This window comes from Streptomyces sp. NPDC020490 (assembly GCF_044335305.1).
Taxonomy (GTDB): domain Bacteria; phylum Actinomycetota; class Actinomycetes; order Streptomycetales; family Streptomycetaceae; genus Streptomyces.
Window position 1 is genome coordinate 15,696 of the sequence record NZ_JBIRUY010000018.1, and the last position, 23,977, is coordinate 39,672.

Below are 23,977 nucleotides of genomic sequence, written 5' to 3' on the forward strand. Positions count from 1 at the left end.
ACCATCAATAGGGCCATTTGCACCAGGCGAGAGAAGGCTCACGGCAGGGCCGCGCGCACAAACGGAACGGGCGGGCGACGCGTCAACACGCGCCGTCCGCCCGCACCTTGAACAGGCGCCCGGAAGGCCGCCTACGAAACCACCGCGGGATCCGCGGGCTTGGACACCTTCTCGGCGTCGTCCTCGTCGCCCACGGCGATGCCGCGCCGCTTGGAGGCGTACACCGCTCCGACGATGACCAGCAGCGCGAGGACCGCGATCAGGATCCGCATGCCGATGTTCTTGTCCGCGCCGTAGCTGAAGTTGATGACCGCGGGCGCGATCAGCAGTGACACCAGGTTCATCACCTTCAGCAGCGGGTTGATCGCGGGACCGGCGGTGTCCTTGAACGGGTCGCCCACCGTGTCGCCGATCACGGTGGCGGCGTGGGCCTCGCTGCCCTTGCCGCCGTAGTGCCCGTCCTCGACCAGTTTCTTGGCGTTGTCCCAGGCACCACCGGAGTTGGCGAGGAACACCGCCATCAGCGTGCCGGCGCCGATCGCGCCCGCCAGGTACGCGCCGAGCGCGCCGACGCCGAGCGTGAACCCGACGAAGATCGGCGCCATGACGGCCAGCAGACCCGGTGTGGCCAGCTCCCGCAGGGCGTCCCTGGTGCAGATGTCGACGACCTTGCCGTACTCCGGTTTCTCGCTGTAGTCCATGATCCCGGGGTGCTCACGGAACTGCCGGCGCACCTCGAACACCACGGAGCCCGCCGACCGCGACACCGCGTTGATCGCCAGCCCCGAGAAGAGGAAGACGACCGCCGCGCCCGCGATGAGGCCGACCAGGTTGTTGGGCTGCGAGATGTCCATCATCAGGTTCAGCGGCGCGCCGGATCCGGAGAGCTTCTCGCCGACGTCGTGCGCCCCGGTGGTGATCGCGTCGCGGTACGAGCCGAAGAGCGCCGACGCCGCGAGGACGGCGGTGGCGATGGCGATGCCCTTGGTGATGGCCTTGGTGGTGTTGCCGACGGCGTCCAGGTTGGTGAGCACCTGCGCGCCCGCGCCCTCGACGTCGCCGGACATCTCGGCGATGCCCTGCGCGTTGTCGGAGACCGGCCCGAAGGTGTCCATGGCGACGATCACACCGACCGTGGTGAGCAGGCCGGTGCCGGCCAGCGCCACCGCGAACAGCGCCAGCATGATCGACGTGCCGCCGAGCAGGAAGGCCCCGTAGACGCCGAGGCCGATCAGCAGGGCGGTGTAGACGGCCGATTCGAGGCCGACCGAGATACCGGCGAGCACGACGGTGGCCGGGCCGGTGAGTGAGGTCTTGCCGATGTCCCGCACCGGACGACGGGTCGTCTCGGTGAAGTAGCCGGTCAGCTGCTGGATCACGGCGGCCAGCAGGATGCCGATCGCCACCGCGACGACCGCGAGGATCCGCGGGTCGCCGTCCTTGGCCCTGATCGCCGCGTCGGTGACCCCGTCGAGGTCGGAGTACTTGGACGGGAGATAGATGAAGACGGCCACCGCCACCAGCACGAGCGAGATCACCGCGGAGATGAAGAAGCCGCGGTTGATCGCGGACATGCCGCTGCGGTCGGTGCGCCGCGGGGCGACCGCGAAGATGCCGATCATCGCGGTGAGCACGCCGATGGCGGGCACGATCAGCGGGAAGGCGAGCCCCGAGTCGCCGAAGGCCGCCTTGCCGAGGATCAGCGCGGCGACCAGGGTCACGGCATAGGACTCGAAGAGGTCGGCCGCCATGCCCGCGCAGTCGCCGACGTTGTCGCCCACGTTGTCGGCGATGGTCGCGGCATTGCGGGGGTCGTCCTCCGGAATGCCCTTCTCGACCTTGCCGACCAGGTCGGCGCCGACGTCGGCGGCCTTGGTGAAGATGCCGCCGCCGACACGCATGAACATGGCGATCAGGGCGGCCCCGAGGCCGAAGCCTTCGAGCACCTTCGGCGCGTCGGCCGCGTACACCAGCACCACGCAGGAGGCGCCCAGCAGACCGAGCCCCACCGTGAACATGCCGACGACGCCGCCCGTGCGAAAAGCGATCTTCATGGCTTTGTGCGAGACGGTGGTGAGATCCTTTTCCGGCTCGCCTTCCGCCGGAGTCGCTTCCCGTGCCGCCGCGGCCACGCGCACATTGCTGCGCACGGCGAGCCACATGCCGATATAACCGGTGGCGGCCGAGAACGCCGCACCGATCAAGAAGAACACCGATCGGCCGGCACGTTGATTCCAGTCGTCCGCGGGCAGCAGCATGAGCAGGAAGAACACGACCACGGCGAATACGCCGAGCGTGCGCAACTGCCGGGCCAGATAGGCGTTCGCGCCTTCCTGTACCGCCGCGGCGATCTTCTTCATGCTGTCGGTGCCCTCGCCCGCTGCCAGCACCTGGCGCACCAGAATGCCCGCGACGGCGAGAGCGGCCAGCGCGACGGCCGCGATGACCGCCACGATGACACGGTTGTCGTCGGTCAGCACCGCGGCTGCGAAGGTAGTGGAGTGGTCCAACTGATGAGGGGTAGAAAGCCCCGCCATTCGTCCTCCTTGACGCTTGGGCTGAGCTCAAGATGTGGACGGATTCTAGGTACCCGGACCTGATCAAAACAGTGCGTGGTAAACGGAATCGGTCCTCACATGCTGTTCAGCAAATGATCGACGACAGATCACCGGACTCGAATGGAGTAATGCCTCAGAGGCATTGATGCCGACAGGACACGATCGATTTCTCGCGCGACGGATTCGTGAATTGCTTCACGAATCCGTCGCACAAGACCACTGTAGGCACAGAAAGCGCGCCCTGACATGCCGAAGGGCCCTAACGTGTAGGGCCCTTCGGGTGCGGAGACGCGGGGTGGGATTCAGGAAAGCAGGACGGCCGGCGGTGTGGTCGGCCAGGTCATGCGGATCAACCCGCCGTGCTCCCCCGCGCTCACTTCGACGTCGTCGACGAGCCCGCTGATGACCGCGAGACCCATCTCGTCCTCGTCGGTGTCCGCGTCCTCGCCGGCGGCGCCGGATCCGGCTTCCCCGGGCAGCGAGCGCGGCGCCTCGTCGCCGACCTCGATGGAGAACTGCTTCTCGTCCTCGATCAGCATCACCGTGACGGGCGCGGCGATGCCGCCGTTGCGGTGAAGACCGACGGCACGCGTGCACGCCTCGCCGACGGCGAGCCTGACCTCGTCGAGGACGGCCTCGTCCACTCCGGCCCTGCGCGCCACCGCTGCCGCCACCAGTCGGGCGGTCCTGACGTGCTCGGGCAGCGCGCTGAAGCGGAGTTCAACGGTGGCCATGCATCCCCCTCGGAACTGGGCGTGCCGTCCGGGGGTCCGGGCCACCGAAAGCCCGAACCCCCTTGGTTTCCTTCTGCCGCCCCGGCCAAGATCTCCGGGGAGCGGTGGTCAGTCGGTCGCCGCCACCGCTTCCTCGACCGAGGTGTGAATGGGGAACACCTTGGTGAGGCCGGTGATGCGGAAGATCTTCAGAATGCGCTCCTGGTTGCAGACCAGGCGCAGCGAGCCCTCATGGGCCCGCACCCGCTTCAGTCCGCCGACCAGCACGCCGAGACCGGTGGAGTCGAGGAAGTCCACGCCCTCCATGTCGACGACGAGGTGGAAACTCCCGTCGTTCACCAGCTCGACCAGCTGCTCGCGCAGCTTGGGCGCGGTATATACATCGATTTCGCCACCGACCTCGACGACCGTACGATCGCCGACGGTACGGGTCGACAGGGACAGGTCCACGGATCCTCCAGCACCTTGCTATCGAGCGGTCGCCCCTCGGGACACCTCGGCGGAGCCCCCAGGACGGTTCGCCAGCCGCGATGGCATTCAATCACTTACCGGCAGGCGTGCACGACGCCTTGGTCCCATTGTCCGTCACGCCGGTGACACACTCGATGCCGATGGCCGAGAATCACCGATCCGATCGAATCCCCACGGCGCCCGCCTCCCGGCTCGCGCCGGGCACCGTCCTGGACCGGCTCGGGTCCGGGCCGAGCCGGGCTTCGCGCATCACTCATACGGAGCACTTGCCCCCGCGTGAGGGCCGCCATGCCGTCTGGCCCGACCGGATCCGTGCCGAGGTCATCGCGGCGCTGCGGGACTGCGGTATCGAGCACCCCTGGGCCCACCAGGCACAGGCCGCCGAGCACGCCCTGGACGGCGACTCGGTTGTCGTCGCCACCGGCACGGCGTCCGGCAAGTCCCTGGCGTACCTGGTCCCGGTGCTGTCGGCCCTGCTGGACGGCTCCGAGGCGCCGAACGGCCGCGGTGCGACCGCGCTCTACCTGGCCCCGACGAAGGCGCTCGCGGCGGACCAGTGCCGGTCCGTGAAAAAACTTTCACATTCTCTGGGCAGTGCGGTGCGTCCCGCCGTGTACGACGGCGACACGCCGTTCGAGGAACGCGAGTGGATCCGCCAGTACGCCAACTACGTGCTGACCAACCCCGACATGCTGCACCGGGGCGTCCTGCCCTCCCACGCCCGCTGGTCCTCCTTCCTGAAGGCGCTGAAGTACGTCGTCGTCGACGAGTGCCACACCTACCGCGGCGTCTTCGGCTCGCACGTCGCCCAGGTGCTGCGCCGGCTGCGCCGCCTGTGCGCGCGCTACGGCGCCTCGCCCGTGTTCCTGCTGGCCTCCGCCACCGCCGCGGAGCCCTCGGTGGCCGCCCGCCGCCTGACCGGGCTGCCGGTGGTCGAGGTCGCCGACGACGCCTCCCCACGCGGTGAACTGGTGTTCGCCCTGTGGGAGCCGCCGCTGACCGACCTGCGGGGCGAGAAGGGCGCCCCCGTCCGCCGCACCGCCACCGCCGAGACCGCGGACCTGCTCACCGACCTCACCGTGCAGGGCGTGCGATCGGTGGCCTTCGTCCGCTCCCGGCGCGGCGCCGAGCTGATCTCGGTGATCGCCCAGGAGCGGCTCGCCGAGGTCGACCGCTCACTCGCCCGGCGTGTCGCGGCGTACCGCGGCGGATACATCCCCGAGGAGCGCCGCGCCCTCGAACAGGCGCTGCAGTCCGGCGAACTCCTCGGCCTCGCCGCCACGACCGCCCTGGAACTCGGCATCGACGTCTCGGGCCTGGACGCCGTACTGATCGCCGGGTATCCGGGCACACGCGCCTCCCTGTGGCAGCAGGCGGGCCGGGCGGGGCGGGCCGGGCAGGGGGCGCTGGCCGTCCTGGTGGCCCGCGACGACCCGCTGGACACCTTCCTCGTCCACCACCCGGAGGCGCTGTTCGACCAGCCGGTGGAGTCCACGGTCCTCGACCCGGACAACCCGTACGTGCTCGCCCCGCACCTGTGCGCGGCCGCCGCGGAGGTGCCGCTGACGGAGGAGGACCTGGAGCTGTTCGGCCCTTCGTGCGAGGAACTGCTCCCCCAGCTGGAGGCCGCGAAGCTGCTGCGCCGCCGGACGAGGGCCTGGCACTGGACGCGCCGGGAACGGGCCGCCGACCTCACCGACATCCGCGGCGAAGGCGGCCGCCCGGTCCAGGTCGTCGAGGCCGGGACGGGCCGGCTGCTCGGCACGGTCGACGCCGGCGCCGCGCACACCACGGTGCACGAGGGCGCGGTCCACCTCCACCAGGGCCGCACGTATCTCGTCCGCTCCCTCGACCTGGAGGACTCCGTCGCCCTGGTCGAGCAGGCGAGCCCGTCGTACGCGACGGTGGCCCGCGACACGACGTCCATCTCCGTTCTGGAGACCGACATCGAGGTCCCCTGGGGCGACGGGCGTCTGTGCTACGGCTCCGTCGAGGTCACCAACCAGGTCGTCTCCTTCCTACGCAGACGCCTGATCACCGGTGAAGTGCTGGGCGAGACGAAGCTCGACCTCCCTCCTCGTACGCTGCGCACCCGCGCGGTGTGGTGGACGGTCACCGAGGACCAGCTGGACGCCGCCCGTATCGGTCCGGAGATCCTCGGCGGCGCCCTGCACGCCGCCGAGCACGCGTCGATCGGCATGCTGCCGCTCTTCGCGACCTGCGACCGCTGGGACATCGGCGGCGTGTCGATCCCGCTGCACCCCGACACGCTCCTGCCCACGGTCTTCGTCTACGACGGCCACCCCGGCGGCGCGGGCTTCGCGGAGCGCGCCTTCCACACCGCCCGCGCCTGGCTCACCGCCACCCGCCAGGCCATCGCCGCCTGCGAGTGCGAGGCCGGCTGCCCGTCGTGCATCCAGTCCCCCAAGTGCGGCAACGGCAACGACCCGCTGCACAAGAGAGGGGCGGTACGGCTGCTCACGGTGCTGCTGCGGGGTGCTCCGCAGGAGCGGGAGACAGACGGGGAGACGCGCGGGGATGCTGACGGGGAGACGGCACCGCAGCGGCCGGATTCCCCGGCGCGGGCCCAGGCGGTGCCGACCCCGCAGGCCCCGCCCGTGCCCTGACCTCCGCCTCGAACGGCCCCCGGCCCGCCGCCGCCGTCACGTCCGACGTCTCGCCGACGATCACGCACCGCACGAGCCGTGTCCCCTGGGCCCGGGCCACCAGGGAGGCCCGGGCGCAGGCCGCCGCGGTACCGCCGGACCAGTGGTCGGCCGCCGCGAGGGCCGACAGATCGGCGCCGCCGGCCGCTCGGTGCCGGACCACGACGGCCTGCCCCAGCGCGAGCACGACGCCGAACACCACGCAGAGGACGCCGATCGCGCCGACGCTCCAGACACCGGCGGACCCTCGGTCACCGCCCCGGAGCAGGGCCCGCCACGGCCCTGCACGCCCACCGGTCACGGCTCCACCGCCGTCTCCCCGGCCGCCTCCGAGGGCGTCTCCGCCGTCCCTCTGGCCGGCCCCACGACCGCCCCCGTCGCCGACCCCGCAGTCGTCCCCGTGTTCGTCTCCGCCGCCGTCCCCGGGGTCGTGTCCTCCGCCGTCCCCGTCGCCGACCCCGGGGTCGTGTCCTCCGCCAGCGCCACGGCTTCCTCTCGCAGCTCGAACGGCAGGCCGTGCAACGCCGGTGGCTTCGCCTCGACGACCACGCGGACCCTGCCGCCCTCCCTGCCGACGGTGATCTTCGCGCCGCGCGGCGCCGCCTCACGGGTGACGGCGGTAACCGCGTCGGGCGGATCCTGGCGGGCCGCCGCGCGGGCGCCCGTCCGGGCGGCGTCCACGCACTGGATCTGTGCGGCCACCACCAGCAGGCCCCACACCAGCGCCATCGTGAACATCACCAGCACGGGCAGCACCATGGCCGACTCCGCCGTCACGAACCCCCGGTCGGTCTCCTTCTCACATCCGCGCATCGAGGGCCCGCTTCACGATGCCCTGCAGTTCCGCGCTGACGGCCCCGCTCGTCACCACCTTGTAGAGGACCACCGCGAACGCCACCGCCGCGACGATGCCCATCGCGTACTCCGAGGTGACCATCCCCGCGTCCCCGCGCACCGCGCGCAGCCCGCCCATCAGGCCACGCAGCCGCGCCCGTACCACCTTGTACGCCTTGTGCGTCTTGTATGTCTTGCGTGTCTTGTGCGTCTTGTATGTCTTGCACATCTCGACCCCCGTAAAGGATCAGCAGTGATCAGTTCTGTCGGCCATCCGTCGCTCGTCGCCGGTTCAGTCGTCCGTCATCGGCCGCCCCCTCCCAGCGCTCCGCCCGCGAGACCGATCACCACGGGCACCACGCCGACCGCGATGAACGCGGGCAGGAAGCACAGGCCCACCGGCGCGGTGACCATGACGGCCGCCCGCCGGGCCCGCGCCGTCGCGGCGCGTGTCCAGTCGGCGCGTGCCTCCTCGGCGAGCCGCGCGACCGGCCCGGCGGCGGGCAGTCCGGACACATCGGCCCGTTCCAGCAGCCGGGCCAGAGCCCCGGCGTCCGGCAGCGAGCCCAGCCGCCGCCAGGCCTCGGCCGGCTCGCCCCCGAGCCGCGCCTCCGCGGCGCCCCTCGCAAGCGCCTCCCCCACCGGCCCGCCCAGGGCCTCGCCGACAGCCTGCGCCGCTGCCACCGGTCCGGCGCCCGCCACGCTGCAGGCGGCCAGCAGATCGGCGGCCAGCGGGAGTTGCCGTGCGGCCTCACCCGGGTCGCCCGCCTCCACGGGGTCCGCGGCCGCGGCCTGCCGACGACGCCACCACCACAGCCCGCCGCCGGCGGCCGATCCCACGACGCCCCCGGCGACACCGCCCGCCAGCACCCACCCGGCGCACGCCGCGCCCGCCACGGGAAGCCACCGCCGCGCAAGATCCCGGCCCTCCCACCGCGCTGGCGCCGTCCTCACCCCGGTTCCGGCCATGAGCGCGGCCGACCGCCGCCGCACCCTCCGTTTCCGCCGCACGCTCTCCAGCCACCGCACGAGCCACCCGAGGGCGAGCAGCGCCCCCAGCGTCACCCCCAGCCTGTGGACAACTTCCGGACCCACGCCGACCCCTTTCCCGGCCAACCCCGCACCCGCTCTCACGCCAACCGCCCCGGCCTCAGACAGCAGCCCGCCCGCCCGGCTCCCGCTCACCCCGCCTCCGCTCCCCGCACGATCCGCATCGCCCACCACAGCCCCAGCCCCTCCAGCAACCCGCCGATCAGCAGGCACCCCAGCCCGGCGCCGGTGTGCAGCAGCACGTGCAGCGGGTCGGCGTCGAGGGCGGTGCCCAGCGCGAGGCCCAGGACCGGAAGTCCGGCGAGCATCACCGCCGTGGCCCGCGCCCCCGCCAACTGCGCCCGCAGGTCGGCACGTTGGTCACGCTCGGCGCGCAGGGCGCCTTCCAGGCGGTCGAGTCCGGCGGCGAGGCCCGCACCCCGGTCCACGGCCACCCGCCAGCACGCGGCCAGGCCCAGCAGCCCCTCGGCGCCCGGCTGCCGTGCCGCCGCCGTGAGCGCGCCCGGCACGTCCCCGCCGAACCGCGCCGCCGCCAGGACCGCCGCCTGCCCGTCCCCGAGCCCTCCGGAGTCGCGCGCCGCGTGCAGCAGCGCCTCCCCCGGTTGCCGTCCCGCCCGCACCTCACCGGCCAGCGCCCCGCACAGCGCGATCACCGCCTCCCCGCGGCGCTCCCGCACCCGCCGGGCCTGCCGCGCCAGCCGCAGCCGCCGCAGCACCGGCACGGCTGCCGCCCCGGCGACGACCGGCAGCACCGAGGCCCCCAGCACGGCCGGCACCAGCCCGGCGACCGGCGCCCACCACTCGGCCCCCAGCCGCCCCCGGACCCGCCGCAACTCCTCGGCCACCCGGCGCCAGGCAGGCGGCCCGGCCCCCACCGCCCCACCGCCCGCCAGCAGCGCCCGCGCCCGCCGGGCCCCCGCGGGCCACCCGCCCGGCAGCAGCGCGGCGGCCCCGGCACACACCACGGCGGCTCCCGCCGCCACCTGACCCATCACGTCCCCCGTGAAGAACCGCATGACATCCCTCCTCCGACAACCTCCGACAACTCACCGCCGAGCAGCCCCTGCAGCCGCGCCCAGCCCGGCTCGTACGCGAACGCCTCCGCGCCCCACCGCAGCGCCGGCACCGTGCGCACCAGCCCGGACGGATCCCGTTCCAGCACGTGCACCTCGGCGATCCGCCGCCGTCCGGTCCGGTCGCGCACCAGGTGCAGCACGACCGACAGCGCGGCCGCCAACTGGCTGTGCAGCGCGGCCCGGTCGAGCCCGGCCGCCGTACCCAGCGCCTCCAGCCGGGCGGGCACGTCGGCGGCCGCGTTGGCGTGCACCGTCCCGCACCCGCCTTCGTGGCCGGTGTTCAGCGCGGCCAGCAGATGCACCACCTCGGGTCCGCGCACCTCGCCCACGACCAGCCGGTCCGGCCGCATGCGCAGCGCCTGCCGCACCAGGTCCTCGAGGGTGACGAGACCCGCGCCCTCCTGGTTGGCGGGTCTGGTCTCCAGCCGGACGACGTGCGGGTGATCCGGCCTCAGCTCCGCCGAGTCCTCGGCCAGCACGATCCGCTCACCGGCTCCGACCAGCCCCAGCAGCGCGCTGAGCAGCGTGGTCTTGCCGCTGCCCGTGCCGCCGCTGACGAGGAAGGACAACCGGGCCGCCATCAGGGCCCGCAGCACGCGGTCCCCGCCCGGTGGCACGGTGCCCGCCGCGACGAGTTCGTCGAGCGTGAACGCGCGCGGTCGTACCACCCGCAGCGACAGACACGTGCAGCCCACCGCCACCGGGGGCAGCACCGCGTGCAGTCGGGTCCCGTCGGGCAGCCGGGCGTCGGCCCACGGCCGTGCGTCGTCGAGCCGGCGTCCGGCCACCGCGGCCAGCCGCTGCGCGAGGCGCCGTACGGCGGCCGCGTCCGGGAAGGAGACCCCGGTCAGCTCCAGTCCGCCACCGCGGTCGACCCACACCCGGTCCGGGGCCGACACCAGGACGTCGGTCACCGACCCGTCGGCGAGCAGCGGTTCCAGCGGCCCGCTGCCCACCAGCTCGGACCGCAGCCGCACCGCGGCGCCGAGGACTTCGGCGTCGCCCAGCACCCGCCCCTGCTCCCGCAACGCCTGCGCCACCCGCGCGGGTGTGGGTTCCGCCCCGCTCTCGGCCAGCCACTGCCGCACCCCGTCCAGGAGCACCGCGGGCACGTCCCGCCCGTCCCCTCCGGCGGCCGGGGAAGCGTCCGTCGGCATGTACCGGCGGGCGCCCGGCGTGGTGGCCCCGCCGGCGGCCGGGGAAGCGCCCCTTTCCAGCCCGTGGTCGACGCTCATGCCGGTCCCGCCTCCAGCAGGGCCCGCTCCCAGAACCCCTTGCAGAAGCGCGCCAGCGGTCCCCGGCCGCCCGCGGCGGGCGGCGCCTGGCCCTCGCCCGGCCGCAGCAGTCCCGGCTCGACGGGCACCTCGCCGGCCAGCGGCAGCCCGAGCAGGCGGGCCACCTCGCGGTCGTCGATCCCGGGGACGTACGGCCCGCGGACCGCGACACGCAGGTCGCGCAGGACCATGCCGACGGCGGAGGCCACCCGTCCGGCCGCGGCGAGGGCGCGCAGTTCGCCGGGGACCACCAGGAGCCCGAGATCGATCTGGGCGAGAGCCTCGGCGACCCCGTCGTCGACGCGGCGGGGCAGGTCGACGACGACCGTGCCGCCGCGGCGCCGGGCAGCGGCGAGCACCGCGCGCACGGCCTGCGGCGGAACGGCGACGCAGTCACCGCGGTCCCAGCTGAGCACCCGCAGCGAGTGCAGCCGCGGCAGCGACTCCTCCAGGGCGCCGCCGCCGACCCTGCCGCGCGATGCGGCGAACGCGGGCCAGCGCAGACCCTCGGCGCTCTCACCGCCGAGCAGTACGTCGAGTCCGCCGCCCAGCGGATCGGCGTCCACGAGGAGTGTGCGCAGTCCCTCACGCGCGGAGGTGACGGCGAGGGCGCACGCGAGCGTGGACGCACCGGCCCCGCCGCGGCCGCCGATGACGCCCACGGTGAGGGCGGGCCTGCCGACGCCCTCGGCGACGTCGGCGATGCGGTCGACCAGCCACTGCTCGCCGTCGGGCAGCACCAGGACGTGGTCGGCCCCGATCTCGACGGCCCGGCGCCAGACCCCGGGGTCGTCCTGGTCCCGGCCGACCAGCACCACGCCGCGTCTGCGCGCGGCCCCGCGCACGCGCCGCGCGGCGTCGTCGCCGACCAGGACGAGGGGTGCGGCCTCCCAACTGCCCGCGCGTTCCGGTACGGAGTGGTGGACCTCGGGCGTCGCCCCGGCCGCGGCGCACAGGCGCAGCAGGTCGTCGAGCAGGTCGACGTCCTCCGTGACGATCAGGGGTCCGGCCTGCCGCCCCGAGGCGGCGGCCGGTGGTTGTCGTGTGACGGCTCCTGCCATGCTGTGGTCCCCCTTGGCTGTGTCTCGCGCGACCCCGGCGGCCACGCGTTTCCCGAACGTGCGGAGAACCGTCGGGCGGCTCCGCCGTGAACGGCCCCTGCGGACCGGTCAAACCCGCCCGACAAACCGGATCCGGTCACGAACTCGGCGCGATCGGGACGTGTGGGAATCACGGTGCAGCGATCCCGAAAACCTTGCGGATCTTGGTCGAAAACTGTGGACAACCCGGTGGTTGTGAATATCGCCGTCACCCGTCGGCGTGGTCCGTACCAGCCCTTGCGCGACTTCCACAGCGCTCTCCGACGACTACGTACAGTGACGAATCATGGGCATGCGAACGAGGCGGCCGCAGCCGCCTCGGAGCGGTCACCCGACCGCGGGGAGAGAGGAAAAACCCGTCCGGACATGCGACGACCCCCGCCGGGGGGGAGAGCGGGGGTCGTCCCCACGGCCGACTCGGGGGGGGGGGGGGAGGAGTCGGACCGGGTTAGCACGGTCGCGAACGATCCGTGACTTCCATGGTGTACCCGAGAGCCTTCTCAGGCAAACCCACGCGCCCCACCTTACGCCGAATGGGCTGCGCCTATGCTCAGGGTTGTGGAAAACCACTCCTTGCCCCGCACAGCGGCCTTCTTTGACCTGGACAAGACGGTCATTGCGAAGTCGAGCACGCTCACCTTCAGCAAGTCGTTCTATCAAGGCGGGCTGATCAACCGCAGGGCCGCCTTGCGTACCGCATACGCCCAGTTCGTCTTCCTCGCCGGGGGCGCCGACCACGACCAGATGGAGCGCATGCGCGAGTACCTGTCCGCGCTGTGCCGCGGCTGGAACGTCCAGCAGGTCAAGGAGATCGTCGCCGAAACCCTGCACGACCTGATCGACCCGATCATCTACGACGAGGCCGCCTCCCTCATCGAGGAGCACCACACCGCCGGCCGCGATGTCGTGATCGTGTCCACCTCGGGCGCGGAGGTGGTGGAGCCGATCGGTGAACTGCTCGGCGCTGACCGCGTGGTGGCGACCCGTATGGTCGTGGGCGAGGACGGCTGCTTCACCGGAGAGGTGGAGTACTACGCGTACGGCCCGACGAAGGCCGAGGCCATCAAGGAGCTGGCCGAGTCCGAGGGGTACGACCTGGCCCGCTGCTACGCCTACAGCGACTCCGCGACCGACCTGCCGATGCTGCGGGCCGTCGGCCACCCGCACGCCGTGAACCCGGACCGGGCGCTGCGGCGGGAGGCCCTGGCGCAAGGGTGGCCGATTCTCGACTTCCATCGGCCGGTCCGGCTCAAGCAACGCTTTCCCGGACTGTCCGTGCCACCCCGCCCGGCACTGGTCGCGGCGGCGGCCATAGGCGCCGCGGCGGCCACGGCGGGCCTCGTCTGGTACGCGAGCCGGCGCCGGGCTACACCGGCCTGAGGTGTCCGTCCGCCTGAGGTGCCTGGTCTGCCTGACCTGCCTGGTCTATCGGAACCGCCGACCGAATCGATCGGAAAGAACGGCGAACAGCGGGTTCCGCTTACCGGGGCGCTGGAGTACAAATGACTTAACGGCCCGCGAGACCAGAGTCATCCGAAAGGATCGTCTTCACGCAAACGGCCTTACGGACCGAGCATGCTCACCGAGCACCCACGCGACGTCGACCCGTCGATTACGGGCCAGCCGCACCAGGTGACGGGCCAAGTCCCCGACCTGATGGGCGAAATATCGAGGACGCTTGGTAACTCGGTGCGCATGCCAGCGGCGGTGCGAGAACTCGTACCGCCGCACCTCTGCGTCGGCCCTCCCTGCGGAGGGCCGTTCTTCTCGTACTTTTCTCGTACTTTCTCGCACCGCTCGTGCTTTGTCGCGCCTTCTTGTGCCTTCTCGCGCTTTCTTGTGCGGCGTTTACGCCGCGCCGCGCTGCAGAGCCTCGCACACGGCCGTCGACTCGCGCGCGCCGAGTTCCACCGCCCTGCCGCAGTGGGCGATCCAGGCGGCCACCCCCTCCGGGGTGCCGGAGACATACCCCTCGAGCGCCCGCAGATACGCCTCGCCGCCCAGTTCGGCGTGGCCGACCTCGGCGGGGCAGACGGACTTCGGGTCCAGACCGCTGCCCACCAGGACGATGCGCTCGGCCGTGCGCGCGACGAGGCCGTTGTGGGAGACGAAGGGGCGCAGCGCGAGGAGTTCGCCGTGCACGACGGCGGCCGTCACCAGGGCCGGGGCGGAGCTCCCGGCGATGATCAGCTCGGACAGGCCCTCCAGCCGGCCGTTCACCTCGGCGGCGCTCGACAGCGGCAGTTCGACGAGCGGCTCATGGACCGGCTCGCCGTCCCGACGCGGCCGTCCGACCTCGTCCTCGTGGCCGGCGGAGGCCACCAGGTGCAGCCGGGCCAGCACCCTGAGGGGGGACTGCCGCCAGATGGACAGCAGTTGGCCGGCCTCCGCGGTCAGCCGCAGGGCGGCGCCCATGACGCGCGCCTCGTCGTCGGTGCTGAAGTCGGTGCGGCGGCGCACCTCTTCGAGGGCCCAGTCGGCTCCGGACAGCGCCGCGGAACCGCGGGCGCCGCGCAGCGCCGCCTCGGAGGTGATCTCGTTGCTGCGTCGCCGCATGATCCGGTGCCCGTAGACCCGGTCCACAGCCTTGCGCACGGACTCCACGGAATCAGCCACTCCGGGCAGCGAGCCCAGGGATGCGAGCGGATCGGCGGTCGCGCCTGTCGTACTCATGGGTACGACCCTACGCACCCCGGTGGCGGACCCCACGATGGAGTGGTCTTCTTCACGTCCGACCCGCACATTGAGTCACTGATTCACTACGCTTCGTGAACATGAAAATTGCTTTCGTCGGAAAGGGCGGCAGCGGCAAGACGACCCTGTCCTCCCTCTTCATCCGCCATCTCGCGACGACCGGCGCGCCCGTCCTCGCCGTCGACGCCGACATCAACCAGCACCTGGGCGCCGCACTCGGCCTGGACGAGGCTGAGGCCGCGGCGCTGCCCGCGATGGGCGACCGGCTGCCGCTGATCAAGGACTACCTGCGCGGCTCCAACCCGCGCATCACCTCCAGCGAGACGATGATCAAGACGACTCCGCCCGGCGAAGGCTCCCGGCTGCTGCGGGTGTGCGAGGACAACCCGGTGTACGACGCCTGCGCGCGGCCGGTGGAGCTGGACGACGGTGCCGTCCGCCTGATGGTCACGGGCCCCTTCACGGACGCCGACCTCGGAGTCGCCTGCTACCACTCCAAGACGGGGGCGGTGGAGCTGTGCCTGAACCACCTGGTGGACGGGCAGGGCGAGTACGTCGTGGTGGACATGACGGCGGGCTCGGACTCCTTCGCCTCCGGCATGTTCACCCGCTTCGACATCACGTTCCTCGTCGCCGAGCCGACCCGGAAGGGGGTCTCCGTCTACCGCCAGTACAAGGAGTACGCCCGCGACTTCGGCGTCGCGCTGAAGGTCGTCGGCAACAAGGTGCAGGGCCCCGACGACCTCGACTTCCTGCGCGCCGAGGCCGGGGACGACCTGCTGGTGACCGTCGGGCACTCGGACTGGGTGCGCGCCATGGAGAAGGGCCGCCCGCCCCGGTTCGAGTCCCTTGCGGACGCCGACCGGCAGGCCCTGCGCACGCTTCAGGCCGCCGCCGACGCGACGTACGAACTGCGCGACTGGGAGCGCTACACGCGCCAGATGGTGCACTTCCACCTGAAGAACGCGTCCTCGTGGGGCAACGCGCGCACTGGGGCCGACCTGGCGGCGCAGGTCGACCCCGGGTTCGTGCTGGGCGAGGGGGTCACCGCCTCCGTGTGACGGCGGCGCCGGGCCTCCGCGTGACGGCGGCGCCGGCTAGCGTCCGGCCGCCGCGCGCCGGGCACGCCCTTCGGCGCCGGCGCGCGGCGGCCCGCCGGGAAGGACGCCCAGCCCTGCGCCGGAGCTTCGCCCACCTGCAGGGAGCGCAGCGCCTCCAGGGTCCGCGGGTCCTGGGCGTCCAGCCAGTCGGCCAGCTGCCGGAAGGACACGCAGCGCACGTCGGGCTTGTTGCAGACGGTCTCGATGACCTGCTCGACGGCGCGCATGTAGGTGCCGCCGTTCCAGGACTCGAAGTGGTTGCCGAGGATCAAGGGCGCGCGGTTGCCGCGGTAGGCCCGGTTGAAGCCCTTGAGCAGGCCGTCACGCATCTGATCGCCCCAGAAGCGGTACTTGGCGGGGTTGCCCTGGGTCCGCGTGCCGGACTGGTTGACCATGAAGTTGTAGTCCATGGTGAGCTGCTCGTAGGAGTGTCCGGGGACGGGCACCAGCTGCATCGACAGGTCCCACAGGCCTTCCTTCTTCCCCGGCCAGAGCTGGGTGTTGACGCCGCTGGTGTCGTAGCGGAAGCCCAGCTCGCGGGCGGCCTTCATGAAGTTCCGCTGACCTTCGAGGCAGGGGGTGCGGGCGCCGACGAGCTCCTTGTCGTAGTCGAAGGGCAGCGGGGCCGCGTTCTTCAGGCCGGCGTTGGTCTTCCAGGACTTCACGAACTGCTTGGCCTGCGCGATCTCGCTCTTCCAGTCCTCCACCGACCACTCGCCGACCCCGCCGCCCTTGCCGCAGAAGTGGCCGTTGAAGTGGGTGCCGATCTCGTTGCCCTCCAGCCACGCCCGGCGCAGCTGCTCGACGGTGTCGGCGATGCCCTTGGTGTCGTTGAAGCCGATGTCGGAGCGGCCCGGTGAGTGGTGCGGCGGCCGGTACAGGTCGCGTTTGTCCTCGGGCAGCATGTAGACGCCGCTGAGGAAGTACGTCATCGTCGCGTGGTTCGCCTTGGCGACCGCGCGGAAGCGGGAGAACAGCTTCTGGCTGTCCTCGCCCGCCCCGTCCCAGGAGAAGACGACGAACTGCGGGGGCTTCTGACCGGGCTTGAGCCGCTCGGGCCGGGGCAGGTGCGGCTGCGCTCCGGTGTATGCGGTGGAGCCGTCGCCGATCAGACGGACGGCGCTCCTGGGCGCGGGGGCCGGGGCGGGCCCGGTGTTCCGCGCGGAGGGCTGGGCGTTCTGCGCGGCGGGTCCGGTGTTCTGTGCGGCGGGCTTGGCGTTCTGCGGTCCGGGGGCGCCTGCCCTGGGGACGGGGGAGCCGGTCGCGCAACCGGCGAGCGATGCGGCACAGGCCGCGGCGATCAGGGCGCCCGCGGCGATCCTCTGGGTGGCGGCCATGTTCCGCCCACCTTCTTCCTTCTCTCAGGCCAACGCTGACGGGGGCCATTTCTGGCGATATGCCGGAAATGCCGACAGCGCCGCCAAGGTCGCACGAGGCCGAGAAGGAGTTTGTATGACAAGCCGATCGAATAACCGCTTCACTCATTCGAGTGGCCATCTAGCCCATTTGCCAGAAATGTACACTCTCGCCCTTTACTCTGAATTACGATTCGTTTACCGAACGTTGAATCATCCCGCCACTGCACGCCGTGACCCACGGCCGCGACCCCGACCCCAACCCCCGCCATGGACGGGGGCCCACCCCATCCGCGACCGCGCTGCCCCGGAGGAGACGGGAACATGTCAGCCTGCGCCCCCACCCGCGCCACCGACTCGACTCGGTCCGAGCGCCACCACCAGCCCCACAGCCCGCCGTCGGGCCCGCACCGCCGCTTCCGCGTCGCGGGCGCCGATGTGTCCGCCTCGATCGCGGTCTTCCTGATCGCCCTGCCCCTGTCCCTGGGCATCGCCCTGGCCACCGGGGCCCCGCTCCAGGCCGGCCTCGTCGCCGCCGCGGTCGGCGGCATCGTCGTCGGACGGCTCGGCGGCTCCCCGCTCCAGGTCAGCGGACCCGCCGCCGGACTCACCGTGGTCACCGCCGACCTCATCCACCGCTACGGCTGGCGGACGACCTGCGCCGTCACGGTCCTGGCCGGGCTCGCCCAGCTCGGCCTGGGCTGCCTGCGCGTGGCGCGCACCGCCCTCGCCGTCAGCCCCGCCATCGTGCACGGCATGCTGGCCGGCATCGGCGTCACCATCGCCGTCGCCCAGTTGCACATCGTCCTCGGCGGCACCCCGCAGAGCTCCGTCCCCGACAACCTCGCCGCCCTGCCCGCCCAGCTGGCCCGGCTGGATCCCGCGGCCATGTCGGTGAGCGCGCTGACCCTGACCCTGCTGCTGCTCTGGCCACGCATCCCCGGCCGACCGGGACGCCTGCTGCGCACGGTCCCGGCCGCGCTCGTCGCCGTCGCCTGCGCCACCGCGACCGCCTCGCTCAGCGGACTCGCCCTGCCCAGAGTCGACCTGCCGTCCTGGGGCAGCCACGCCCTCGCCGGGATGCCCGAGGGCCCGGTGCTCGGCCTGGTCGCCGCGGTCCTGACGATCACGCTGGTGTGCAGCGTGCAGTCGCTGCTCGGCGCGGTCGCCGTCGACAAACTCGTCGCCTCCCGCCCCGGCCTGGCCGGCCGCGTCGGCCGCTCCGACCTGGACCGCGAACTGCTCGGCCAGGGCGCCGCCAACATGGTCTCCGGCGCGCTCGGCGGACTGCCGGTCGCGGGCGTGGCCGTGCGCAGCACGGCGAACGTGAACGCGGGCGCCGTCAGCCGGAACTCCACGACGCTGCACGGCGTTCTCGTAGTGGCCGCCACGCTGCTGATGGTCCCGGTCCTCGAGTTCATCCCGCTCGCCGCGCTCGCCGCGCTGGTGATGGCCGTCGGCATCCAGATGGTGTCCCTGCACCACATCCGCGCGGTGACCCGCCACCGCGAGGTGCTGGTGTATGTCGTCACCACACTCGGCGTGGTCTTCCTCAACGTCCTGCAGGGCGTGGCGCTGGGGATCGCCGTGGCCGTCGCCGTCGCCCTGCACCGTCTCGCCCGCACCCGCATCACGCACGAGGAGAAGGAGGGAGCCCACCACGTACGCGTCCGGGGAGCGCTGACGTTCCTCGCCGTGCCACGGCTCAGCCGGGCGCTGCACCTCGTGCCCGCGGGCGCCTGCGCCGTTGTGGAACTGGACGGCTCATTCATGGACCACGCGGCGTACGAATCACTGCAGGACTGGCGGAACACGCACACCGCGCAGGGCGGCACCGTAGAGCTGACCGGCCGCCGGGCCGGGGTCACGATCGCCGAGCCGGGGAATCCCGCCCGGTTGTCCGGCGACACGGGCACCACGCAGCTCACCGGGCTCGTCGACGGCCCCGACGGTCCCATCGAGCTCGCCGCCTCTTCCGATTCCCCCGGCTCGCCCGGCTTGCCCGGCTCCCCCGTCTGCCGCTGCCGTCCCTGGACGCCCTGGCGCAACCACCAGTGCCACCGTCCGCCGACCCCACCGCCCACCGGGGAGCCGGCGACGCCCGACGGGGCCGCAGGGCCGCCCGCCGAAGACACCGGGACGCCTGCCGGGCACCCCGCTGCCTCCGGAGAACCCGCCGCTTCCGGAGAACCCGCCGCTTCCGGAGAACCCGCCACTTCCCGGGAGCCCGGCAGACCCGGCGAGTCAGGCGGGCCCGTGGCCTCCGGCGAGCCCGGCGGATCCGGCGGATCCGGCGGCCCCGAGGATCTCGCCGGGCCGGGGGGTCGCCTTCACGGCCCCAGCAGAAGCCAGCTGGCGCGCGGCATCAGCGCCTTCCAGACGAACACCGCGCCGCTCGTCCGAGGCGAGCTGGCCCGGCTGGCCCGGGAAGGGCAGCGGCCGTCCCAGCTCTTCCTCACGTGCGCCGACTCACGGCTGGTCACGTCCATGATCACCTCCAGTGGTCCCGGCGACCTGTTCGTCGTACGCAACGTGGGCAACCTCGTCCCCCTGCCCGGTGAGGAGAGCGGCGACGACTCGGTGGCGGCCGCCATCGAGTACGCGGTGGACGTGCTGAAGGTGCGGTCCGTCACGGTGTGCGGGCACTCCGGGTGCGGGGCCATGCAGGCCCTGCTCGGCTCCGAGCCCGGGGGCGCGCCGACACCGCTCAAGCGGTGGCTGCGGCACGGGCTGCCGAGCCTGGAGCGCATGTCCGAGGACAGCCGGTCCTGGCCCCGGCTCGCCGACCGGGCGCCGGCCGACGCGGTCGAACAGCTCTGCCTGACCAATGTCGTCCAGCAACTGCGGCACCTGCGGGCCCACGAGTCCGTGGCCCGCGCCCTGCGGGCAGGTGCGCTGGAGCTGCACGGCATGTACTTCCACGTGGGCGAGGCGCAGGCGTACCTGCTCACGGCGGCGAACGAGGGCGGCACGGTGTTCGGCCGCGTGGGGACGGCGGAGGTGTCCGTCTGAGCCGACACCGAGTCCCCGCGGGTGTGCAGTCCGAGCGACCCGCGCCGCACACCCCCGGCAGGCCGCACACCCGCGGTATCGTGCCGCGCCCGCTCGCCACGGCACGGCACGGCGCACGGCACGGCGTGGCACTCACGGCACACCATGACGCGGCACGACGCGGCACGACGCGGCACGACGGGCGAAGGCCGCCGTCGGCGCCCGCGCGCCGGCGGCGGACCACGATGTGAGAGCCGCGGCACACGGCTGAACTCGGCCCGGTCGGCGTCCGTGGGTACGGATGACTCGACGGCCGGAAATGCCCAGCAAAGGTCTACACCAATTTCCGGTCGGCCCTTGTCATCGGCCCCCGGCTCTGATGAGCTGTGGCCTGGGACACAACGGACACCCTGGGAAAGGGAGATGTCGTGAGCAACGAAAGCCTGGCCAACCTCTTGAAGGAGGAGCGACGCTTCGCGCCGCCCGCTGACCTGGCCGCGAACGCCAACGTCACGGCAGAGGCGTACGAACAGGCCAAGGCTGACAGGCTCGGCTTCTGGGCCGCGCAGGCCCGTCGGCTGAGCTGGGTCAAGGAGCCGACCGAGACACTGGACTGGTCTAACCCGCCGTTCGCCAAGTGGTTCAAGGACGGCGAGCTGAACGTCGCGTACAACTGCGTCGACCGCCATGTGGAGGCCGGGCACGGCGACCGGGTCGCCATCCACTTCGAGGGCGAGCCCGGCGACAGCCGCGCGATCACCTACGCCGAGCTGAAGGACGAGGTCTCCCGGGCCGCGCACGCCCTGCTGGAGCTGGGCGTACGCAAGGGCGACCGGGTCGCCGTCTACATGCCGATGATCCCGGAGACCGCGATCGCGATGCTGGCCTGCGCCCGCATCGGCGCCGCGCACTCGGTCGTCTTCGGCGGCTTCTCGGCGGACGCGCTCGCCACCCGCATCCAGGACGCCGACGCCCGCGTGGTCATCACCTCCGACGGCGGCTTCCGCCGCGGCAAGCCGTCCGCGCTCAAGCCGGCCGTCGACGAGGCGGTCTCGCGCGTGGACAACGTCGAGCACGTGCTGGTCGTCCGCCGCACCGGCCAGGAGGTCGCCTGGACCGAGGGCCGGGACGTGTGGTGGCACGAGGTGGTCGACCGCCAGCCGGCCGAGCACACGCCGGAGGCGTTCGAGGCGGAGCACCCGCTGTTCATCCTGTACACGTCCGGTACGACGGGGAAGCCGAAGGGCATCCTGCACACCTCCGGCGGCTACCTCACCCAGACCGCGTACACCCACTGGGCCGTCTTCGACCTGAAGCCCGAGACGGACGTGTACTGGTGCACCGCCGACGTCGGCTGGGTCACCGGGCACTCCTACATCGTCTACGGGCCGCTGGCCAACGGCGCGACGCAGGTCATGTACGAGGGCACGCCGGACACCCCGCACCAGGGCCGCTTCTGGGAGATCGTGCAGAAGTACGGCGTGACGATCCTGTACACCGCGCCGACGGCGATCCGCACGTTCATGAAGTGGGGCGACGACATCCCCGCGAAGTTCGACCTGTCGTCGCTGCGCGTGCTCGGCTCCGTGGGCGAGCCGATCAACCCCGAGGCGTGGATCTGGTACCGCAAGAACATCGGCGCCGACCGCACCCCGGTCGTGGACACCTGGTGGCAGACCGAGACCGGCGCGATGATGATCTCGCCGCTGCCGGGCGTGACCCCGGCCAAGCCGGGCTCCGCGCAGACCCCGCTGCCGGGCATCTCCGCCACCGTCGTGGACGACGAGGCCAACGAGGTGCCGAACGGCGGTGGCGGCTACCTGGTCCTGACCGAGCCGTGGCCGTCGATGCTGCGCACCATCTGGGGCGACGACCAGCGGTTCATCGACACGTACTGGTCCCGCTTCGAGGGCAAGTACTTCGCCGGCGACGGAGCGAAGAAGGACGACGACGGGGACATCTGGCTCCTCGGGCGCGTGGACGACGTGATGCTCGTGTCCGGGCACAACATCTCCACCACGGAGGTCGAGTCGGCGCTGGTGTCGCACCCGTCCGTCGCCGAGGCGGCCGTCGTCGGCGCGACCGACGAGACGACCGGGCAGGCGATCGTCGCCTTCGTGATCCTGCGCGGCACGGCGGCGGAGACGGAGGACCTGGTCGCCGAACTGCGCAACCACGTCGGCGCCACGCTCGGCCCGATCGCCAAGCCGAAGCGCATCCTGCCCGTGGCGGAGCTGCCCAAGACCCGCTCCGGCAAGATCATGCGCCGCCTGCTGCGCGACGTCGCCGAGAACCGCCAGCTCGGAGACGTCACCACGCTCACCGACTCCACGGTGATGGACCTCATCCAGGCCAAGCTGCCGGCGTCCTCCAGCGAGGACTGAGCGGGGACTGAGCGAGGACCGAGCGGTCGTCCGCGGACAAGAAAATCGACAGCGGGCGTAGGACATCGTCCGCGAAGGAAGGGCATCCGGCACCGGCGTGCCGGATGCCCTTTTCGCGCCTACCGTGGGATGAGCCGGGCCCCCTCCGGCAGATTAGGTAAACTAAGCAAAACACGCGTGATCCTGCAGGTGCGCCGGGAAGTCTGGTCGGCAAGCGGTCCCGTCCTGCCCACCGCCCCGGAGGTTCCCCCTTGACCCCGCCCCGCACCTCTCGTACCCGCAAGGCCTTCGGACGCCTGTCCCTGCCCGAGCGGAACTTCGTCGCGGAAGCCCTGCGCACCGAGACGGTCGGCGGTGTACTGCTGCTCCTCGCCGCGATCGCGGCCCTGCTCTGGGCGAACATCCCCGCACTGCACGACAGCTACCAGAGCGTCGGCCACTTCCACCTCGGCCCCGGATCCCTCGGCCTGAATCTGTCGGTCCAGCACTGGGCCGCCGACGGACTCCTGGCGATCTTCTTCTTCGTCGCCGGCATCGAACTCAAGCGCGAACTCGTCGCGGGCGACCTGCGGGACCCCAGGGCCGCCGCGCTGCCCGTCGTGGCGGCCCTGTGCGGCATGGCCGCACCCGCACTCGTCTACACGCTCACCAGCCTCACCGGCGGCGGCTCGCTCGCGGGCTGGGCGGTGCCCACGGCCACCGACATCGCCTTCGCGCTGGCCGTGCTCGCCGTCATCGGCACCTCGCTGCCGAGCGCGCTGCGCGCCTTCCTGCTCACGCTCGCCGTCGTCGACGACCTCTTCGCCATCCTGATCATCGCGGTCTTCTTCACCGACAGCATCGACTTCGCCGCGCTGGGCGGGGCGGCCGCCGGTCTCGCCGTGTTCTGGCTGCTGCTGCGCAAGGGCGTGCGCGGCTGGTACGTGTACGTGCCGCTCGCGGTCGTCATCTGGGCGCTGATGTACAACAGCGGCGTCCACGCCACCATCGCCGGCGTCGCGATGGGCCTGATGCTGCGCTGTCACCGCCGCGAGGGTGAGCAGCACGCCCCCGGCGAACGCATCGAGCACCTCGTACGGCCCCTGTCGGCGGGCCTGGCCGTGCCGCTGTTCGCGCTGTTCAGCGCCGGTGTCACCATCTCCCACCAGGCGCTCGGTGACGTGTTCACCCGGCCGGAGACGCTGGGCGTCGTGCTCGGCCTGGTCGTCGGCAAGACGCTCGGCATCTTCGGCGGCACATGGCTGACGGCCCGGTTCACCAGGGCCTCGCTCAGCGAGGACCTGGCCTGGGCGGACGTGTTCGCGGTGGCGACCCTGGCCGGGATCGGCTTCACCGTGTCGCTGCTCATCGGCGAGCTCGCCTTCGAGGGCGACGTGACCATGACGGACGAGGTCAAGGCCGCCGTCCTGACGGGCTCCCTGGTCGCGGCCGCGCTGGCGACGGTGCTGCTGAAGATACGCAACGCCAAGTACCGCAGGCTGTGCGAGGCGGAGGAGCGCGACGAGGACCGCGACGGCATCCCGGACGTCTACGAGGAGGACGAGCCGGAGTACCACCTGCGGATGGCCGAGATATACGAGCGCAAGGCCACCGAGCACCGCCGCCTCGCCGAACTGAAGGCCGCCGAGCGACGCGCGCTTGCCGAAGTGCCGGGCGGGGCAGGCGAGGACGGCGACCGTCCGGCATGATC

At 72.3% G+C, this 23,977-nt stretch carries 15 protein-coding genes and 3 pseudogenes; 6 read left to right on the plus strand and 12 right to left on the minus strand.

Annotated features, from left to right (window positions below):
- Positions 1 to 131 precede the first annotated feature (131 nt).
- From ACH4ZX_RS19835 to bldG, 3 genes are all read right to left on the minus strand, one after another.
- Complete coding sequence (locus tag ACH4ZX_RS19835) at positions 132 to 2,537, minus strand: sodium-translocating pyrophosphatase (RefSeq protein ID WP_398274058.1); 2,406 nt, start codon at positions 2,535 to 2,537, stop codon at positions 132 to 134.
- 323 nt (positions 2,538 to 2,860) lie between these two features.
- The gene (locus ACH4ZX_RS19840) at positions 2,861 to 3,292 is read right to left on the minus strand and encodes an ATP-binding protein (RefSeq protein WP_398274061.1); all 432 of its coding nucleotides are present in this window, start codon (positions 3,290 to 3,292) and stop codon (positions 2,861 to 2,863) included.
- Positions 3,293 to 3,400: 108 nt separating this feature from the next.
- Entirely contained in the window at positions 3,401 to 3,742 is a 342-nt protein-coding gene (gene bldG, locus ACH4ZX_RS19845) for an anti-sigma factor antagonist BldG (protein WP_003975386.1), read from the minus strand.
- 80 nt (positions 3,743 to 3,822) lie between these two features.
- On the opposite strand from bldG, the gene ACH4ZX_RS19850 reads away from it, so the two are divergent.
- Positions 3,823 to 6,390, plus strand: a complete 2,568-nt coding sequence (locus tag ACH4ZX_RS19850) for a DEAD/DEAH box helicase (protein ID WP_398274064.1) — start codon at positions 3,823 to 3,825, stop codon at positions 6,388 to 6,390.
- Here ACH4ZX_RS19850 and ACH4ZX_RS19855 read toward each other — a convergent pair.
- The 7 genes and pseudogenes from ACH4ZX_RS19855 to ssd form a co-directional block, all read right to left on the minus strand.
- Positions 6,338 to 6,730, minus strand: a pseudogene (locus ACH4ZX_RS19855) (Rv3654c family TadE-like protein); the annotation flags it as partial. The gene ACH4ZX_RS19850 and the pseudogene ACH4ZX_RS19855 overlap by 53 nt on opposite strands.
- Positions 6,731 to 6,894: 164 nt before the next feature.
- A pseudogene (locus ACH4ZX_RS19860) lies at positions 6,895 to 7,242 on the minus strand (TadE family type IV pilus minor pilin); the annotation flags it as partial.
- Positions 7,229 to 7,402: a DUF4244 domain-containing protein gene (locus ACH4ZX_RS19865; RefSeq protein WP_398274384.1), complete on the minus strand. Its 174-nt coding sequence runs from the start codon at positions 7,400 to 7,402 to the stop codon at positions 7,229 to 7,231. The pseudogene ACH4ZX_RS19860 and the gene ACH4ZX_RS19865, both read right to left, overlap by 14 nt.
- Positions 7,403 to 7,566: 164 nt before the next feature.
- Entirely contained in the window at positions 7,567 to 8,358 is a 792-nt protein-coding gene (locus tag ACH4ZX_RS19870; RefSeq protein ID WP_398274067.1) for a type II secretion system F family protein, read from the minus strand.
- An 86-nt stretch (positions 8,359 to 8,444) separates the two neighbouring features.
- Complete coding sequence (locus ACH4ZX_RS19875) at positions 8,445 to 9,329, minus strand: type II secretion system F family protein (RefSeq protein ID WP_398274070.1); 885 nt, start codon at positions 9,327 to 9,329, stop codon at positions 8,445 to 8,447.
- Entirely contained in the window at positions 9,305 to 10,546 is a 1,242-nt protein-coding gene (locus ACH4ZX_RS19880; RefSeq protein WP_398274387.1) for a TadA family conjugal transfer-associated ATPase, read from the minus strand. The genes ACH4ZX_RS19875 and ACH4ZX_RS19880 overlap by 25 nt, the downstream gene beginning before the upstream one ends.
- Before the next feature lie 74 nt (positions 10,547 to 10,620).
- Entirely contained in the window at positions 10,621 to 11,724 is a 1,104-nt protein-coding gene (gene ssd, locus ACH4ZX_RS19885; RefSeq protein WP_398274073.1) for a septum site-determining protein Ssd, read from the minus strand.
- Positions 11,725 to 12,309: 585 nt separating this feature from the next.
- Between ssd and ACH4ZX_RS19890 the strand changes: the two genes are divergently transcribed.
- A complete protein-coding gene (locus tag ACH4ZX_RS19890; protein ID WP_360745414.1) occupies positions 12,310 to 13,143 on the plus strand; it encodes an HAD-IB family hydrolase in 834 nt (277 codons plus the stop codon).
- A gap of 468 nt (positions 13,144 to 13,611) precedes the next feature.
- On the opposite strand, the gene ACH4ZX_RS19895 is transcribed toward ACH4ZX_RS19890, so the two are convergent.
- On the minus strand, positions 13,612 to 14,436 hold the full coding sequence (locus ACH4ZX_RS19895; protein WP_398274077.1) for an oxidoreductase: 825 nt from the start codon (positions 14,434 to 14,436) through the stop codon (positions 13,612 to 13,614).
- 101 nt (positions 14,437 to 14,537) lie between these two features.
- Here ACH4ZX_RS19895 and ACH4ZX_RS19900 point away from each other — a divergent pair, with 101 nt between their 5' ends.
- A complete protein-coding gene (locus tag ACH4ZX_RS19900; RefSeq protein ID WP_398274080.1) occupies positions 14,538 to 15,518 on the plus strand; it encodes an ATP-binding protein in 981 nt (326 codons plus the stop codon).
- 53 nt (positions 15,519 to 15,571) lie between these two features.
- On the opposite strand, the pseudogene ACH4ZX_RS19905 reads toward ACH4ZX_RS19900, so the two are convergent.
- A pseudogene (locus tag ACH4ZX_RS19905) lies at positions 15,572 to 16,894 on the minus strand (hypothetical protein); the annotation flags it as partial.
- 342 nt (positions 16,895 to 17,236) lie between these two features.
- Between ACH4ZX_RS19905 and ACH4ZX_RS19910 the strand changes: the two are divergent.
- The 3 genes from ACH4ZX_RS19910 to nhaA all read left to right on the plus strand — a co-directional run bounded on the left by ACH4ZX_RS19910 (position 17,237) and on the right by nhaA (position 23,975).
- Entirely contained in the window at positions 17,237 to 19,924 is a 2,688-nt protein-coding gene (locus tag ACH4ZX_RS19910) for a SulP family inorganic anion transporter (protein WP_398274083.1), read from the plus strand.
- 407 nt (positions 19,925 to 20,331) lie between these two features.
- A complete protein-coding gene (gene acs / locus ACH4ZX_RS19915) occupies positions 20,332 to 22,287 on the plus strand; it encodes an acetate--CoA ligase (protein WP_398274086.1) in 1,956 nt (651 codons plus the stop codon).
- 251 nt (positions 22,288 to 22,538) lie between these two features.
- Positions 22,539 to 23,975 (plus strand): Na+/H+ antiporter NhaA, encoded by a 1,437-nt coding sequence (gene nhaA, locus ACH4ZX_RS19920; protein ID WP_398274089.1) that lies wholly within the window; start codon positions 22,539 to 22,541, stop codon positions 23,973 to 23,975.
- Positions 23,976 to 23,977 lie beyond the last annotated feature (2 nt).